This is a genomic window from Niveispirillum sp. FG148 (assembly GCF_057809655.1).
Genome location: NZ_JBMDKJ010000009.1, coordinates 88,573 through 104,520 on the forward strand (window position 1 = coordinate 88,573; position 15,948 = coordinate 104,520).

Genomic DNA, 15,948 nt, shown 5'->3' on the forward strand with positions numbered 1-15,948 from the left:
GTCAGCGCCCCGTGAAATGCGGCGGACGCTTTTCCAGGAAGGCGGCGACACCTTCCCGGTAATCATCGGTGAAACCCAGGGCGCGCTGGCCGTCGCGTTCGGCGTCCAGCTGCTGGTCCAGCGTCTGGGTCCAGCCGGCGCGGATCGCCTGCTTGATGCGGGCCAGCCCCTGTGTCGGGGCCTGGGCCAGCTTGGACGCCAGGGTGGCGACATTGGCGGCCAGATCGGCATCGTCGGCCACGTCCCAGATAAGGCCCCATTCCCTGGCCTGATCGGCCGGCAGCGGCATGCCCGTCAGGGCCAGGCCCAGGGCGCGGGCCTGACCGATATGGCGCGGCAGGGTCCAGGTGCCGCCGCTGTCGGGCAGCAGGCCAATATTGGCGAAGGGCTGGATGAACTTGGCCGAGCGCGCGGCGATGACGATGTCACAGGCCAGCGCGATATTGGCCCCCGCCCCCGCCGCCACGCCATTGACGGCGCAGATGACAGGCATGGGCAGCGCCGTCAGCCGGCGGATCAGCGGGTTGTAACGGTTTTCCAGTGATTCCCCGAGGTCGACGCCCTGTGCCCCCGGCGTCACGGCCCGATCCGACAGGTCCTGTCCGGCGCAGAAGCCGCGCCCGGCGCCCGTCAGCACCAGCACGCGGGCGGCATCGGACCGTTCCACCTGGGCCAGGGCCGCCGCCACCTCCTCATGCATCTGCACCGTGAAGCTGTTCAGCCGGTCGGGACGGTTCAGCGTCAGGCGCGCGACACCGTCTTGAATATCGAACAGGATGGTCTCAAACATGGGCATGCATCCAGCCAGTCCGGCGGGCCGCCCCGCCGCGAATAATTAATAGAATGGCCGGTCGGTCTATTATTGACAAGCCCTAATTCCGCCGCTTACCTATCTGCTATGCGAACCATCCCAGACATAGCGACGCCTGTCGGCGTTGTCGGTGCGGGCGCCATGGGTGCCGGCATCGCAGAGGTTGCGGCGGCTGCCGGCCACCGTGTGGTGCTGCTTGATGTCGGCGCGGACGCGCTGGAAAGGGGACGGGGCATCATCGCCGCGTCGCTGACCGGGCGGGTGAAGCGCGGCACGCTGACGCCGGATGCGGCCGACGCGGTAAAGGCGCGCATCGCGCTGACCACCGATGTCGCCGATCTGGCCCAATGCGCCCTGGTGGTGGAAGCCATCCTGGAACAGACGGCGGCCAAGGCGTCGCTGTTCAAGCGGCTGGAGGCGGTTCTGGCCCCTGACGCGGTGATCGCGTCCAACACCTCGTCCCTGCCCATCTCCGGCCTGGCCACCAGTCTGGACCGACCGGATCGGTTCGTCGGCCTGCATTTCTTCAACCCCGCCCCGGTGATGAAGCTGGTGGAGGTGGTGGCGGGCAGCGCCAGCGATCCGGCCCTGGTCCCGATCCTGACCGACCTGATGCGCCGCTGGGGCAAGGTGCCGGTGGCGGCGGCCGATGTGCCGGGCTTCATCGTCAACCGCGTGGCCCGTCCCTATTACGCGGAAGGCTTCCTGGCCTTTGGCGACGGGTTGCCGGCCGCGGCCATCGATCACGCGCTGAAATCGGCCGGCGGGTTCCGCATGGGGCCGCTGGAACTGGGCGATCTGATCGGGCACGACATCAATTACGCCGTCGCCAGCTCCATCTTCGGCGCCTATGCCGGCCGCACGCGGTTCCGGCCGCAGGCGGCCCAGAAGGCGCTGGTCGATGCGGGCCATCTGGGCCGCAAGACGGGACGCGGGGTCTATGAAGCGGGACAGGTGCCCGCCCCGCCGCTGGAACCGCCCGCCCCGGCCCCCCGCCATCTGCGTTTCGGCTCCGGCCTGACGGACCTGCGCACCCTGGCGGAAGCGGCCGGGCTGGAGGTGGTGACGGATACGGCCCTGCCGCCCGACAGCATGGCGATCGACGGCATCCTGGCCCGGCTGGGCGATGGGCGGTCGGCGAAGGCCGTGGCGGCCGATGATGGCAGCACCCGCATCCTGCTGGACATGGCCCGCGACTTTGCCCGCACCCCCACCCTGGTCGCCGCACTGGCGCCCGATGACGATATCGACGCGCGGGTGGCCTTTGCCGGCTTCGCCCAGGCGCTGGGCAAAGGCGCGCTGATCCTGGCGGACCGGCCGGGCGGGCTGGTGCTGCGCACGTTGGCGCAGCTGGCCAATTGTGCGGCGGATGCCGTGGTTGACCGCGTGGCGGCGGCCGATGGCATTGATGCCGCTCTGGTCCATGGCGCCAACCATCCGCAGGGACCGCTGGCCTGGGCAGCACAGGTGGGACCCGGGCGACTGCGCGCCATCCTGGACAATCTGGCCAGCGAAACGGGCGACGATCTGTACCGCCCCAGCGAAGGACTGAACTGATGAGCCTTGATCACCGCCGCATCGCCGAAACCATGCTGTCGCGCGAAGGGACCGGCCCCGCCTGGGGGATCGAGATCGTGGAGGCCGGCGAAGGCTATTCCAAACTGTCGATGAAGCTGCGGCCCGACATGCTGAACGGCCATGGCATGGCCCATGGCGGCATGATCTTCGCGCTGGCCGACACCGCCTTCGCCTATGCCTGCAACAGCCGCAACCAGGCGTCGGTGGGCGCCCAGGCCTCCATCGCCTATCTGGCGCCGGCCTATGGCGGCGACACGCTGGTGGCGGAAGCCCGCGAGGCTGCCGTGGCCGGGCGCAGCGGCGTCTATACTGTCAGCGTGCGCACCGGCGACGGGCGCGTGGTGGCGGAATTCCAGGGCCTGTCGCGCACCATCGGCGGCGCCGTCATCGAAGGGGAGAATTGAGCATGGCCGACGCCTTCATCTGCGACGGGCTGCGCACGCCCATTGGCCGCTATGCCGGCGTTCTGTCGCCCGTGCGGGCCGATGATCTGGCCGCCATCCCCTTGCGGGCCCTGCTGGACCGCCTGCCCGTGCTGCGCGAGGCCCGGATCGACGACATCATCCTGGGCTGCGCCAACCAGGCCGGCGAGGATAACCGCAATGTCGCCCGCATGGCCGCCCTTCTGTCCGGTCTGGGCGAAGGGGTGCCGGGCACGTCCGTCAACCGGCTGTGCGGATCGGGCCTGGACGCCGTGGGCATGGCCGCCCGCGCCATCAAGGCCGGAGAGGCCGACCTGATCATTGCCGGCGGCGTGGAAAGCATGAGCCGCGCCCCCTTTGTGCAGGGCAAGGCCGACAGCGCCTTTTCGCGCGAAGCGAAGATCTTCGACACGACCATCGGCTGGCGCTTTGTCAACCCGCTGATGCAGAAGCAGTTCGGCGTCGACAGCATGCCGGAGACGGCGGAAAACGTGGCCGATGATTTCGGTATTTCCCGCGCTGATCAGGATGAATTCGCCCTGCGCAGCCAGGAACGCACCGCCATCGCCCAGGCCAATGGCCGTCTGGCAGCCGAAATCACCCCTGTCACCATCCCAGCCCGCAAAGGCGCGCCCACCATTGTCGACAAGGATGAACATCCCCGCGCCACCAGCCTGGAGGCGCTGTCGGCCCTGAAGCCCATCGTGCGGCCGGGCGGCACGGTGACGGCGGGCAATGCGTCGGGCGTCAATGACGGGGCCGCCGCCCTGATCGTGGCGTCGGCCGCCGCCGTCGAACGCTATGGCCTGATCCCGCGCGCCCGCGTCCTGGGCCTGGCCACGGCCGGCGTGCCGCCACGCATCATGGGCATCGGCCCCGCCCCGGCCAGCAAGGCATTGCTGGACCGCCTCGGCCTGTCCATCGGCGATATCGATGTGGTGGAACTGAACGAGGCGTTCGCCGCGCAAGGTCTGGCCGTGCTGCGCCAGCTGGGCCTGCCCGATGATGGGGAGCATGTGAACCCCAATGGCGGCGCCATTGCGCTGGGCCATCCGCTGGGCATGTCCGGCGCCCGGCTGGTCATCACCGCGACGGAGGAACTGCACCGCCGTGGCGCCGCCCGCGCGCTCTGCACCATGTGCATCGGCGTGGGCCAGGGCATCGCCCTGGCGCTGGAACGGGTCTAGCAGGGCCTCCCTGTCGGACGTCAGACAAGCCGCACCCCTTTTCCGGCGCGGTCGCGGAAAATCGCTTTCCTCATTCTGAATATGATCTATAAATAGATCATTATATCAAATGGGGGCGGATGATGGTCGTGACGCTGGTGACCCTGCTGCATCTGCTGGTCTTCGTCTACTGGCTGGGCGGCGATATCGGGTCGTTCTATTCCTCCACCATCCTCACCGATCCCAAACGCACACCGGTACAGCGGGCCATGGCGCTGACCATCCTGAACAATGTCGACATGGCCCCGCGCACCTGCCTGATCCTGGCACTGCCCACGGGTCTGACCCTGGCCTATGTCAAGGACTGGCTGGGCGCCATGCCCGCGGCGGCGGTGGCGGGCATCTGGGCCGTGGCGCTGGTCTGGCTGGGACTGGCCTGGGCCACCCATCTGACCCATGGTGCCAAGCCGGGCGTGAAGACGGCCGACATGGTGGTGCGCAGCGCCGCCATGGTCGGCTGCGCCGGCATGGGGCTGGCCGGACTGCTGGGTCTGATCAGCCTGCCTTTGTTCATCGCGGGCAAGCTGCTGATCCTGGCCGGGGCCATCGGCCTGGGCCTGATCATCCGCGTCGTGCTGAAGCCGCTGTTCGCACCCTATGCCCAGATGATGAAGACAGGCGCCACCCCGCAGACCGATGCCGCCATCGCCGGTGTGCTGGCCCGGTCGCGGGCCGTCGTGGTGACCCTGTGGGGTCTGCTGCTGGGGGCCGCCCTGCTGGGTCTGGCCACCCCCACCTGACCGCCAGCCGGTCACCAGAGCATCGGCGCCCCCCATCCGGGCCGCCTCAGGACCAGAATAAAGACAGGACAGGAAGGAGTTTAACTCATGCTGCATCGCACAATCCGCGGCAAAATCCTCTATACCTCGCGCAAGCCGGAACGGTACGGGCAGGAGCGCGGGCGCGAATATTTCACCATGACGCGCCATACCGACGGCAAGCTGACCATCCGCGCCCAGTGCGAGATCGACGAGCCGAACCCCACGGTGCTGCGCGACGTCATCTATTCGGTGGATGAAAATGACCGCCCCATGGATTGCCTGATCCGGCTGACCGTGGGCGACCGGTTCATGGGGGCGGGCATGTTCCGCTTCACCGCCGACCAGATCGAATGCGAAAGCTATGGTCCTTCCATCGGTCGGCTGTCGCAGACGCTGCCGACGGGCGGCCATTATGACGGGTTCGGCACGCACCCGATCATCGGCGACGCCTATATGAGCCGCTGCATGGATCTGTCGCAGGGTCCGCATCGCCGGGCGCTGCGCGTCTTTCTGCCATCCATGGACCATCGCGGCGCCACCCCGCCGCAGGCCGTCGCCTCGCATATCAATCTCGCCTATGTCGGGGACGAGACGGTGACGGTGCCCGCCGGCACCTTCGAATGCCGCCATTTCCGCTTCACCGATGATGATGGCGGCATGGTCAGCAAGGATGGCGCCCACCCGGCCTATGATCTGTGGGTCACCAAGGACGAGGACAGCCTGTTCGTGCAGGGCGGCGTCGGCGGCTATATGCAGACCTGGTACGAACTGGTCAGCCTGGAACGTTGAGACCGCGCGGGCATGGGGGCGTTTTTGCCCCCATCGCCTGTTCCCTACCCCACCACCCCGCCATCCCGCAGCGCCTGGATACCGGCCGCATCCAGCCCCAACAGGCGGGACAGCACGGCATCGGTATCGGCCCCCAGGTCGGGCGGTGCCTGGCTGTCGACCACGGGCGTGGCACCGAACTTCACCGGGCTGGCCACACCGGGGACCCTATCCGCCGTCGGATGTTGCATGGACAGGGCCATGCCGCGATGGATGACCTGCGGGTCGGCAAAGGCGGCGGACAGGCTGTTCAACGGCCCGGCCGGCACGTCCGCCGCCTCCAGCGCCGCCAGCCAATGGGCAGCGGGCTGCGTGGTCAGCCGATCGGTCAGCAGGCAGGTCAGTTCCACCCGGTTGGCGACACGCGCGCTGTTGGTGGCAAAGCGCGGATCGGTGCCCAGGTCCGGCACGCCCAGCACGGCGCACAGGCGCTGAAACTGCCGGTCATTGCCGACGGCCAGATTGATATGACCGTCCCCCACGGCGAACGTGTCATAGGGCACGATGGACGGGTGTCCATTGCCCAGCCGCCGCGGGTCCCGGCCTGACACCAGCACATTCAGCGCCTGGTTGGCCATGGCCGCCAGCATGCAGTCCAAGAGCGCGATATCGATACGCTGCCCCTGCCCCGTCTTTTCCCGGTGATGCAAGGCGGCCAGGATGGCATTGCCGGCATACAGCCCGGTGATGATGTCGGCGAGCGCCACGCCGGCCTTGGTCGGCCCGCCCTCTGGCTGTCCCGTCACATTCATCAGCCCAGCCATGCCCTGGATCAGGAAATCATAGCCCAGACGCTGCGCATAGGGTCCGTCCTGGCCGAAGCCGGTGATGGAACAATAGATCAGGCGCGGGTTGATGGCGGCCAGGCTGTCATAATCCAAACCATACTTGGCCAGCCCCCCGACCTTGTAATTTTCCACCAGCACATCGGACTGTGCCGCCAGATCGCGGATCAGGGCCTGACCAGCCGGATTGGTGAAATCCACGGCGATGGAGCGCTTGTTGCGGTTGGCCGTCAGGAAATAGGCGGCGGGACCGTCACCGCCGACAAAGGGCGGGCCCCAGCGGCGGGTATCGTCCCCCTCCCCCGGCCGTTCTACCTTGATGATCTCTGCCCCGAAATCCCCCAGCATCTGCGTGGCCCAGGGCCCGGCCAGGATGCGGGACAGGTCAAGGACGCGGATGCCGGAAAGGGGGGCGGGCATGGGGGGCCTTTCGGTGGGGGGGGGGAGATTGAAGCAATCCCTTCCGTCATCCCGGCGAAAGCCGGGACCCAGGGGCCGCAGGATCAACCTACTCCACGAAGCTGCCGATAGGTCGGGCTTGGGCCCCTGGGTCCCGGCTTTCGCCGGGATGACGGGAACGGGCTCACCGACTTAAATTCAAAAAAACGCCTGAATCCCCGTGATGGCCCGGCCCAGGATCAGGGCGTGGACATCGTGGGTGCCTTCATAGGTATTGACGGTTTCCAGGTTCATCAGGTGGCGCATCACGTCGAATTCGCCGGAAATGCCGTTGCCGCCGTGCATGTCGCGGGCCATGCGGGCAATGTCCAGGGCCTTGCCGCAATTGTTCCGCTTCATCAGCGAAATCATCTCCGGCGCCATCTGCCCCGCTTCGAACAGGCGGCCGACGCGAAGCGAGCCCTGCAGGCCCAGGGTGATTTCCGTCTGCATATCGGCCAGCTTCTTCTGGATCAGCTGCGTGGCGGCCAGCGGCCGGCCGAACTGTTTGCGGTCCAGCGTGTAGCTGCGGGCGGCATGGAAGCAGGCCTCCGCCGCCCCCATCGCGCCCCAGGAAATGCCATAGCGTGCCCGGTTCAGGCAGCCGAACGGCCCCTTCAGGCCCGACACGTTGGGCAGCAAGGCCTCTTCCGGCACCACCACCCCATCCATGACGATCTCCCCCGTGATCGAGGCGCGCAGGCTCAGCTTGCCTTCGATCTTGGGGGCCGACAGGCCGGCCATGCCCTTTTCCAGGACGAAGCCACGGATGGCGCCGCCATGGGCGTCCGACTTGGCCCAGACCACAAAGACATCGGCGATGGGGGCGTTGGTGATCCACATCTTCGCCCCGGTCAGGCGATAGCCGTCGGCCACCTTCTCCGCGCGGGTGCGCATGCCGGCCGGGTCAGACCCGGCATCGGGCTCCGTCAGGCCGAAACAGCCGATCCATTCGCCCGACGCCAGCCTGGGCAGGTATTTACGCTTCTGCGCCTCGCTGCCATAGGCCTCGATCGGGTACATGACCAGGGAGGATTGCACGCTCATCATCGAGCGATAACCGCTATCCACCCGCTCCACCTCCCGCGCGACCAGGCCATAGGCGACATAGCCGACGCCGGCCCCGCCATATTCCGGCGCCACCGTCACGCCCAGCAGGCCCATTTCCCCCATCTCCTTGAAGATGGCGGGGTCGGTCTGTTCCTTGGCAAAGGCTTCGCGCACGCGGGGTTGCAGCTTGTCCTGGGCATAGGCCCGCGCGCTGTCGCGGATCAGCCGCTCCTCCTCGCTCAACTGGTCGTTCAACAGAAAGGCGTCATCCCATTGGAAGGCGGCCAGCTCAGCCATGCTCTCTTCTCCCCGTCGCGGGCGCGGTGGTTACCGGGTTCAGGGATACGCCGGGCAGAGACCGGGCGCAAACCATGTTTCCTCACGAACTTGATGAGACTTTGTCATGAACCATGGTGGTTTATGGGGCCGTCGGGCAGGATATCCGCACGAACCCGCATGATCCAAGCCGGAGCCCCCATGTTCGCCCGCCGCCTGATCCCCAGCACAGCCGCCCTGATCGCGTTTGAAGCGGCAGCGCGGCTGGGCTCCTTCACGGCGGCCGCGGCGGAGCTGCACCAGACCCAGGGTGCGGTCAGCCGGCAGGTGGCACAGCTGGAGGCGCAGTTGGGCGTGGCCCTGTTCACAAGGCGGCGGCAACGGATAGCACTGACCCAAGCCGGGCAGTATTTCGCCGATCAGGCGCGCGACGTGCTGGGGCGGCTGGGTCATGCCACGGCCCGCACCATCGCCTTTGCCGGGGCCGGCGGCACGCTGGACTTGGCCATCCTGCCCACCTTCGGGGCGCGCTGGCTGATCCCGCGCCTGGGCGATTTCTTTGCCCGGCACCGCGACGTCACCATCAATTTCTCCACCCGCGTCCACCCGTTCGACCCGCGCACGGAAGGCATCGACGCCGCCATTCTGGCCGCCCCGCCTGTGGCCCCGGGCCTGATCGGGCATCGGTTCATGGGCGAAAGACTGGCCGCTGTGGCCGCCCCCGGCCTGATCCGGGCACAGGGGGTGACACAGCCTGCCGATCTGGCCCGCCTGCCCCTGCTGATGCAGGAGACCCGTCCCGGCAATTGGGACCAGTGGTTTGCCGCGCGCGGCGTGGTCCGCGGGGCCGATCAGCCCGTGCTGGTCTTTGAACAGTTCCTGCTGGTCATCCGCGCCGCCGTCGCCGGCCTGGGCGCCGCCCTGGTGCCCAGTTTCCTGGTGGCGGACGAGTTGGCCGCCGGCGAACTGGCTTCCCTGCCCGGCGGGGAGTTGGAGACCGACGGCGGTTACCATCTGGTCTACCCCGCCGACAGGGAAGCCTATGGTCCGCTGGTGGCGTTCAGGGAATGGCTGCTGGGGATGGCTCAGGACGCCGACGGCACCCGGAAATAGCCCTTGATGTTGCGTTGAAAACGGACGGCAATCTGGACATGGGTCTTGGCCTGAAACCCGCTGCCCGGAAATAGCGGTCCACCTTCGGTAAACAGCCCCCGAACTGTCTCGAAGGGTTCGCTGACATCATCCATGGCCGCGTGAAGGCGTTGGATGACGGCGCAGTCCAGATAACGAAGCAGCAAATCCTCGTCCCTGGAATGGGCAGAGCGATTGGTCGGCAGCGAACCCAGCGTCGGATCAGTATCGTGGGTCGCCTTGAGGGAGGCGTAGGCGACCGTCAACAGTTCCAGGCTTTCCCGCGCCATCAGGCCGACTTGCGCTCCTGGCTATAATTGGGTGAAAGGCTGCCGTTCTTCAGATAGATACCTTCCTTTACCAAGGTTTCGCGCGCAGTCTTGGCCGACTGCGTGGCTTTCTTGGTATAGGCATCCAACAGCGCCTTGATATGGGCCTGTTCCTGGCTGTCCATCGGCGTCTCCCGAAACACTTTCCTGACTGGTATTGAGCGGCCGTTCGGCCATCGCCGTCAACCATCAATATCAGGCGCCCCCTCAATCCGCCGGCGGCTCCCACAATTCAATGGCGTTGCCGTCGGGATCATGGATGCGGGCGAAGCGGCCGGTTTCCGGGGTGTTCCAGGACGGGTCGGTCAGCACCTCAATCCCGGCGGCCTGCAGGGTGGTCAGCAGCGCGTCCAGCCCCTCGACCCGGAAATTGATCATCCATTGCTTGTCGGTGGCGAAATAATCGCTGTCCTGGGGAAAGGGCACGAACACGGTCGGCCCGGCCTGCTGGCGCCACAGGCCGCCGGCATCAATGTCCAGATGTGTCTTGTACCAGGCCGACAGCGCCTGCGGGTCGCGGGCGCGGATGAACAGGCCGCCGATGCCAGTGATTGCCATATCGTCTGTTCCTTCTTCTGTCTGCCCACGCCGGGGCGATCACAATGAAGCCTATGCCTCGACCTTTTCCGCCGCCTTCACGGCCCGCACACGCAGCCGTTCCTCCTCCACAATCACCTCGGCGAGGGCCGGAACCCATTTTTTCAGGTTCTCCTTGGCCGTGGCGGCGGGCGGCAGGGTCATGCCCAGCTGTTCGGCGCGCTTGGCCCATTCCATGCGCTTGGCCACGTCTGCCCCTTCCAGAAAGCGCAGGGCGGCATCGGCCTTGACGGCGAAGGCCCCATCCTCCTTGGCGGCCTTGCGCTCGCCCCGCCGCTGCACCTTGGGCTTGCCGATCTCCTTCACGGCCCGCTCCGCATCCTCGGCATTCTTGCGGTGGATGCGGAAGACGCAGCCGACCACGCGCCCGCCGCCGCGCCCGCCGCCCTGGCGGATCTCGTGCAGGGTGGCGGTGAACTCGCCCAGACGGCCGATCTCCTCCAGCGCGGGGTCCAGCGCGTATTTGCGCAGGTCCTTCCAGTCCTTCAGCTTGTCGACACAGCCCAGGATGGCCCGCAGCTCGTCCACCTTGGTCTGCCAATAGGGTTCGGCCGCGTTGCGGTCGGCATAGCGCTTCAGCACCTCGTACAGGGTCAGCGCATATTTGCTTTCAAACTCATAGATGATGCGCAGCGACAGGTAGGAATAAAGCGCCGGTTCGCGCAGCCGTTCCGACACCCAGGTGTGGAACGTGTAGGTCAGCGTGCCCCCCTCAATCCGGCAGGGGCCCAGCAATTGCGAGCTTTCCCAGCCGGCCGTGCCATCGGAGCGCAGATAGTTGAACTGGCACAGCACCTTCTGCAAGGTCTCGATACTGGCCTTCAGACGGGTATTGTTCACATCCGCCGTGCCGTCGCGCACCTCTGCCGCGAAGCGGCGGATGGAGGCCAGCTCGATCGAATGGCTTTCCACCTTGCCCAGGTTCTCGTAAGCATGGGCCAGCAGATGGTTGAACAGGCGGCGGTCGGCCAGCGTCAGGTCGGCATCGGCCTTGATCTCCACAGCCCCCGTGGCCTTCACGAGCGTGAGGGGGGTCTTGCGGTGGGTCGTGCCCGGGCTGGGTGGTTTCGCTGCCATGGCCGGATTGTAGGTCGGAGGCGGGGGGCCGGCAACTCCGAATTCCCCTCGGGGCATCTGGCAAAACCTCCCGTTCAGGTCTGGCGAAACCTCCAGTTCACCCCTGGCAAAACCTCCGGATGGGGCTGGCGAAACCTCCGGAATGGGGGGTGTAAGGGATTGGAATGATTGGGCGATTCCGCCCCTAGGAATCTTACTAGGAATCAAAGGAACTAAAGGAAAGGCAGGGAGTTCAAGGGATTCGGAGATTTGGCCAGGGACAGCGGATGCGTTTTTTCCAACCGCCGGGCCCATGCATTCGGAGTTTTTGCCAGGAATGGAGGGGTAAAGCAGCCAGGATGCAGCCCGGATCGGCCCGCGACCCCCTGCCCCGATGCCGAATCGGCCCCGTGCCAGCATGCGCCATTCGGAGATTTTGCCAGGGGAATTGTGTCCCTTTATGTCCGGACCTGGGGGGCCGGGTGAAACATCATGCAACATAACGCACCACCCTGTTGCGCCCATTCGGAGTTTTCGCCAGCCCGCCCCGACTCCCAGCATTTCCAAGGCTTTCAAGGCCAACGATTCGGAGTTGGCGCCAGGGGGAGACCAATCCATTCGGAGTTTGGGCCAGGGGGCGGTTCCCTGGCCCCATTCGGAGTTTCAGCCAGGGTGCTTCTATGTCCATAGCAGCGTAGGCAGGACGATTATCTGGTCGAAAGGCGATAACATGGGACAATATCTATTATTGTGGCTATGACTGGGTAATATATCCTACATTTGACATATATTCAGGAGGAACATCTGCGCGCCCCCTTACCACAGGGTCGGGCAGCGTGGGGCAGGGCGGGAGCCGTTGGAATTTGTCCGATCGAGAACGGCTTGCGTCACGGCGGGCCGAGGATGCTTCAATCTGGAGCGGTCAGGATTTTGGGCCGCAATGATCAGGGGGAGCCTGGTTTCTGCGCGGAGTCTGGCAGGGCGGACCGGGCGCGGTTGATGACATTGTCCAGCGTGGAGAAGATGAATTCCACACTGTAGCCGGACAGGAAGGCGAACAGGGCCAGACTGATACCGGCGCTGGTGAATTGTTCGGCACCCGTTTGATAGACCAGCCCCACAGTCACCCCGATCAGGGCGCCCAGATAGCGGCGGAGGCGGAATTTTGCCGCCAGCAGCGTGTTGATGTTCCAACTGTCCAAGCCTGCCAGCAGCCGCCGCAGAATATAAACATTGGCCCCCATCCAACCATAAAGCAGCGGCAGCAGCAGCAGGGAGATGATGTTTGTCAGAATGGTGGATTGATGCCGGACACAGGCCAGCCGATTGGAGAAATGCGACGGGTCGCCTTTATCGACCGTCAACTGGCCGGTTTCGCAAGTTTTCGACTCTGGTAGCATGATCAGGGCCGCCTGGGCCACAGTCGTCTGTGCCGTACGCTTAGCTTGCAGGTCGTTCTTCTGTTCCAGCAACTGCTCCATCAGGCCTGTCTTGTCACTGCCGGTCTCAGCGGCTTCGTTGATCAGCTTTCTGACGGTGGCCAAGCGGTCATCGATTTCTGTCAGGTTTTTCTCCGCCATGGTGATGCGTTCCAGCGAATTGTCCAGCAGCAGGGATACGATCTGCGTGGCCAGCAACATCGCGAAGGAAATGGCGACCCACAGCACGGCCGCGCCGAAAAGGCGGCGAACCGGGTGATCACACCACCATTTGCGCCAGATGGCGGGCCGCCTTTCCGCATCGGCCTGCATCTGGCAGATGTCGGTGACGGTTTCGGGTGTGGCCGGGCTGATCATGTCAGCCAACTGATTATATTGCCGCCAGAGTTCGGCCTCCACCTCCGGCGTACCCTCCCCCACCCTTCGGCAGGCGGCAATGACGCTGTCAATCAGCGCATCATCGATTTTCACGGATGCCCGGCGAACGGCGAATTCCAGCAGCTGCCGTACCTCTCGCTCAAGGGCATGCAGGTCCCGACCCACCGGTGCCGGGGCCGCTGTCGAGTCTGTCATCGTGCCCCCCAGACGAAATTGACCGCGTGCTGGCAACCGGCCGGCCGATCCGCGCCGCATGGATAGGGCTGGTCCCTGAAATCGCCGATCCAGACCCTGTAGGTGCCGCTTTGCCCCAGGTCCCGCCGTGTCCAGGTGCGCCAGTCGAAATAGTTTCGCGACGCTACCTCCAGCCGCAGTTTCTCCAGCACGGGCGGCTGGATACGGCCGGCCTGGATCGATCTGGCCATGGTGATCTGCTGCTCACCCCAGGGGGGCGTCCCCTGCTTCCAGCCATGGACAATATAAAGCGGCCTTCCGGCTGCCAGCGCCTCCAAGGCGGTGCTATCGCCCTGCAGCCGTGTCCAGAGCACGACCGACATGCCCGTCGGCACCTTGTCACAGGGCAGGACGCCTTCCGGCTGGAAATCCTTTACGTCACGCGCACAGACGGCTTCCACCACCTGAAGCTGCTGGGCGTGGCCGGCGGGCGGATACAGGAGAGGCAGGAAGCAGACGAAAAGCACTACCCGCAGAAATAGAAGGCGCAGCATCGCACACCCCACTTGGCAGGTACAAACATGGTTAATGAATAAAATGCGCGATAAATATAGAATCGTCAAACGTTTTCAACTGGAAAACCACATATGACTATCGGTGGGATTGATTCATAAAAAGGGGGAGGCGGATTCACCCTGCCCTCCGCCTTTTCCACCCCTTGCCCACAGCGGCTCTCCGCGGGTCGCCCCCTGCCCTATTCCCCCAGCACCGCATTCAGATGGTCGCGCAGTTCCCGCAGGCGTGCCCGCTGCGGGTCGGACAGGGCGGCGCGGACGGGCGCCACGGGCGGCAGGGTCAGGCTGGCGCGGGTCAGTTGGGCCAGATAGTCGCGGGCGGCCTGGCGGTCAGCCTTGGGGGCTGGCGAAACCTCCGAATGGGATTTGGCGGGCCGGGCGGCGCGCAGCGCCTTCTCGCCCAGCCCCTGCCCTGCCTGTTCCCACAGGCGGCGCTGCACGGCCGGGTCTTCCTCCCGCGCGATCTGCAGCAGGATGGTGCGGGGCAGCACCTCCCCCTTCTTTTCCATGGCCGACAGCAGGTCGGGCGGCAGGGACAGGATGCGCAGGGTTTCATTCACGCGCACGCGGCTGCGGCCCAGCAGTTCGGCCACCTGCCCCTGGCTGTAGGCGTGGGTTTCCATCAGGGCGGCGATGCCCCTCGCCTCCTCCAGCGGGGTCAGGTCGACGCGCTGGATATTCTCGATCAGGGCAATTTCGGCCGGGTCGCCCTCCACCGTCACGGCGCGGATGCGGTCGCGGCCGGCCAGACGGCTGGCGCGCCAGCGGCGTTCGCCGGCCACGATCTCATAGGTCCCCTCCTCCGCCTCGCGCTTGCGCACCAGGATGGGCTGCAGCACGCCGCGCGCGGCGATGCTGGCGGCCAGGGCCTGCAATTCGCCATCGTCGAAATGGCGGCGCGGCTGGTCGGCGCGGGGGTGCAGCCGGTCCAGGTCCACCTCGAACATCTGCCTGAAATCGGCGCTGCGCTGGAAATGCGCGCTGGTTCCCTGGGCGGCCGCGCTGGCGGTGGCGGAGACCTTGACCGTCTGGGTCAGCGGGTTCCGGGGATTGGCCTTAAGCTTCATGGCTGATCTCCTCCGCCAAACGCATGTAACCGACAACGACGGGGCTGTCCTTGGGCAGGGCCCGCACGGCGATGACGCCATTATAGACGGCCTGGTCCATGGCCGTCGTCTTGCGGATGGGCTCGAACACGCGGACGGTGCCGCTATAAGTGGCCAGCAATTGCTGCAGGGTCGCCTGCTGCACCGAGGTATTCGCCTCGAACCGGTTGGGCAGGATGCCCAGCACGTTCAGGTCCGGGTTCTCATAGATGCGGATCTGCTCAATGGTGCGCAGCAAAAGCGGCACGCCCGGCACGTCCAGCGGGGCCGGGACCACGGGGATCAGGATGTCGGTGGCGGCCACCAGGGCATTGCGGGTCAGCACGCCCAGATGCGGCGGCGTGTCGATGATGATCTCGTCATAATCCTGTCTGACGTCAGACAAGGCCCGTGCCAGCCGCTTTTCCGGCCCCGGCTTGGACAGGACCGAGACTTCGAACTCCGCCAGGGAGATATCGCTGGGGGCCACGTCGATGCCGGCCACCGACACGATGATCTCCCGCAGGGTCTTCTTTTCCTCCAGCACCGCGGACAGAACATTGCCCGACGCCATGCAGGCCTCCAGATCCACGCCGGCGGCGAGCGTCACGCTGGCCTGCGGATCGGCATCGACCAGCAGCACGCGCTTGCCCAGGATGGCGAAGGCGTGGGCCAGATTCAGCGCCGTGGAGGATTTGGTCTGGCCGCCCTTCTGGTTGGCGGTGGCGATGATGCGGGCGCGCGTGCGGGTGCCGCGGCGCATGAAACTTTCCACCGGTTCGGGCACCGGCTCCTTGCCATTTTCCCAGCGGCTGACCTTGGCCTTGTCATAGGACCGGCCCAGCTTGTCATTCAGCATGGTCGCGAAACCGTCCTGCGACAGGCCCCGCTTGCGTCGATAGGCCTTCAGCAATTCCCCATCCACGGCTCAGCACTCCCCTGATAGCTCAGGAAGAAGGCGTGCCGCAGGGCAGGGGGCTTGTCAAGGCATGTTGATGGAAAATCGTCA

At 65.8% G+C, this 15,948-nt stretch carries 17 protein-coding genes; 6 read left to right on the forward strand and 11 right to left on the reverse strand.

The genetic code is table 11. The features are described 5' to 3' along the window. Position 1: 1 nt before the first annotated feature. Positions 2-790, reverse strand: a complete 789-nt coding sequence (gene paaG / locus ACODTW_RS12170) for a 2-(1,2-epoxy-1,2-dihydrophenyl)acetyl-CoA isomerase PaaG (protein WP_488946282.1) — start codon at positions 788-790, stop codon at positions 2-4. Between the two features lie 108 nt (positions 791-898). Here paaG and ACODTW_RS12175 point away from each other — a divergent pair, with 108 nt between their 5' ends. The 5 genes from ACODTW_RS12175 to ACODTW_RS12195 all read left to right on the forward strand — a co-directional run bounded on the left by ACODTW_RS12175 (position 899) and on the right by ACODTW_RS12195 (position 5,587). Then, positions 899-2,368, forward strand: coding sequence for a 3-hydroxyacyl-CoA dehydrogenase NAD-binding domain-containing protein (locus tag ACODTW_RS12175; protein WP_488946283.1), 1,470 nt, complete (start codon positions 899-901; stop codon positions 2,366-2,368). Next, a complete protein-coding gene (gene paaI, locus ACODTW_RS12180; RefSeq protein WP_488946284.1) occupies positions 2,368-2,793 on the forward strand; it encodes a hydroxyphenylacetyl-CoA thioesterase PaaI in 426 nt (141 codons plus the stop codon). The genes ACODTW_RS12175 and paaI overlap by 1 nt, the downstream gene beginning before the upstream one ends. A gap of 2 nt (positions 2,794-2,795) precedes the next feature. Further along, entirely contained in the window at positions 2,796-3,998 is a 1,203-nt protein-coding gene (gene pcaF / locus ACODTW_RS12185; RefSeq protein WP_488946285.1) for a 3-oxoadipyl-CoA thiolase, read from the forward strand. Between the two features lie 119 nt (positions 3,999-4,117). Then, the gene (locus tag ACODTW_RS12190) at positions 4,118-4,777 is read left to right on the forward strand and encodes a hypothetical protein (protein ID WP_488946286.1); all 660 of its coding nucleotides are present in this window, start codon (positions 4,118-4,120) and stop codon (positions 4,775-4,777) included. Between the two features lie 87 nt (positions 4,778-4,864). Then, on the forward strand, positions 4,865-5,587 hold the full coding sequence (locus tag ACODTW_RS12195) for a hypothetical protein (protein ID WP_488946287.1): 723 nt from the start codon (positions 4,865-4,867) through the stop codon (positions 5,585-5,587). Between the two features lie 44 nt (positions 5,588-5,631). Here the strand turns inward: ACODTW_RS12195 and ACODTW_RS12200 are convergent, their stop codons facing one another. Further along, the gene (locus ACODTW_RS12200; protein ID WP_488946288.1) at positions 5,632-6,831 is read right to left on the reverse strand and encodes a CaiB/BaiF CoA transferase family protein; all 1,200 of its coding nucleotides are present in this window, start codon (positions 6,829-6,831) and stop codon (positions 5,632-5,634) included. Between the two features lie 177 nt (positions 6,832-7,008). Continuing rightward, positions 7,009-8,196, reverse strand: coding sequence for an acyl-CoA dehydrogenase (locus ACODTW_RS12205; protein ID WP_488946289.1), 1,188 nt, complete (start codon positions 8,194-8,196; stop codon positions 7,009-7,011). A gap of 180 nt (positions 8,197-8,376) precedes the next feature. On the opposite strand from ACODTW_RS12205, the gene ACODTW_RS12210 reads away from it, so the two are divergent. Continuing rightward, on the forward strand, positions 8,377-9,288 hold the full coding sequence (locus tag ACODTW_RS12210; RefSeq protein ID WP_488946290.1) for a LysR substrate-binding domain-containing protein: 912 nt from the start codon (positions 8,377-8,379) through the stop codon (positions 9,286-9,288). Here the strand turns inward: ACODTW_RS12210 and ACODTW_RS12215 are convergent. The 8 genes from ACODTW_RS12215 to ACODTW_RS12250 form a co-directional block, all read right to left on the reverse strand. Next, positions 9,261-9,596, reverse strand: coding sequence for a hypothetical protein (locus ACODTW_RS12215; RefSeq protein WP_488946291.1), 336 nt, complete (start codon positions 9,594-9,596; stop codon positions 9,261-9,263). The two genes, ACODTW_RS12210 and ACODTW_RS12215, sit on opposite strands and share 28 nt — an antisense overlap. Continuing rightward, positions 9,596-9,760 (reverse strand): hypothetical protein, encoded by a 165-nt coding sequence (locus ACODTW_RS12220; protein WP_488946292.1) that lies wholly within the window; start codon positions 9,758-9,760, stop codon positions 9,596-9,598. The genes ACODTW_RS12215 and ACODTW_RS12220 overlap by 1 nt, the downstream gene beginning before the upstream one ends. An 82-nt stretch (positions 9,761-9,842) precedes the next feature. Then, the gene (locus tag ACODTW_RS12225; RefSeq protein ID WP_488946293.1) at positions 9,843-10,193 is read right to left on the reverse strand and encodes a VOC family protein; all 351 of its coding nucleotides are present in this window, start codon (positions 10,191-10,193) and stop codon (positions 9,843-9,845) included. A 51-nt stretch (positions 10,194-10,244) separates the two neighbouring features. After that, positions 10,245-11,309: a RepB family plasmid replication initiator protein gene (locus ACODTW_RS12230; RefSeq protein WP_488946294.1), complete on the reverse strand. Its 1,065-nt coding sequence runs from the start codon at positions 11,307-11,309 to the stop codon at positions 10,245-10,247. Positions 11,310-12,232: 923 nt separating this feature from the next. Further along, on the reverse strand, positions 12,233-13,300 hold the full coding sequence (locus ACODTW_RS12235; protein ID WP_488946295.1) for a hypothetical protein: 1,068 nt from the start codon (positions 13,298-13,300) through the stop codon (positions 12,233-12,235). Next, the gene (locus tag ACODTW_RS12240) at positions 13,297-13,833 is read right to left on the reverse strand and encodes a hypothetical protein (protein ID WP_488946296.1); all 537 of its coding nucleotides are present in this window, start codon (positions 13,831-13,833) and stop codon (positions 13,297-13,299) included. Before ACODTW_RS12240 ends, ACODTW_RS12235 begins: the two co-directional genes overlap by 4 nt. 200 nt (positions 13,834-14,033) lie before the next feature. Next, positions 14,034-14,921, reverse strand: a complete 888-nt coding sequence (locus ACODTW_RS12245) for a ParB/RepB/Spo0J family partition protein (RefSeq protein ID WP_488946297.1) — start codon at positions 14,919-14,921, stop codon at positions 14,034-14,036. Continuing rightward, positions 14,911-15,864 carry an AAA family ATPase gene (locus ACODTW_RS12250; protein ID WP_488946298.1) on the reverse strand — a complete coding sequence of 318 codons (954 nt, stop codon included), beginning with the start codon at positions 15,862-15,864 and terminating at the stop codon, positions 14,911-14,913. Before ACODTW_RS12250 ends, ACODTW_RS12245 begins: the two co-directional genes overlap by 11 nt. Positions 15,865-15,948 lie beyond the last annotated feature (84 nt).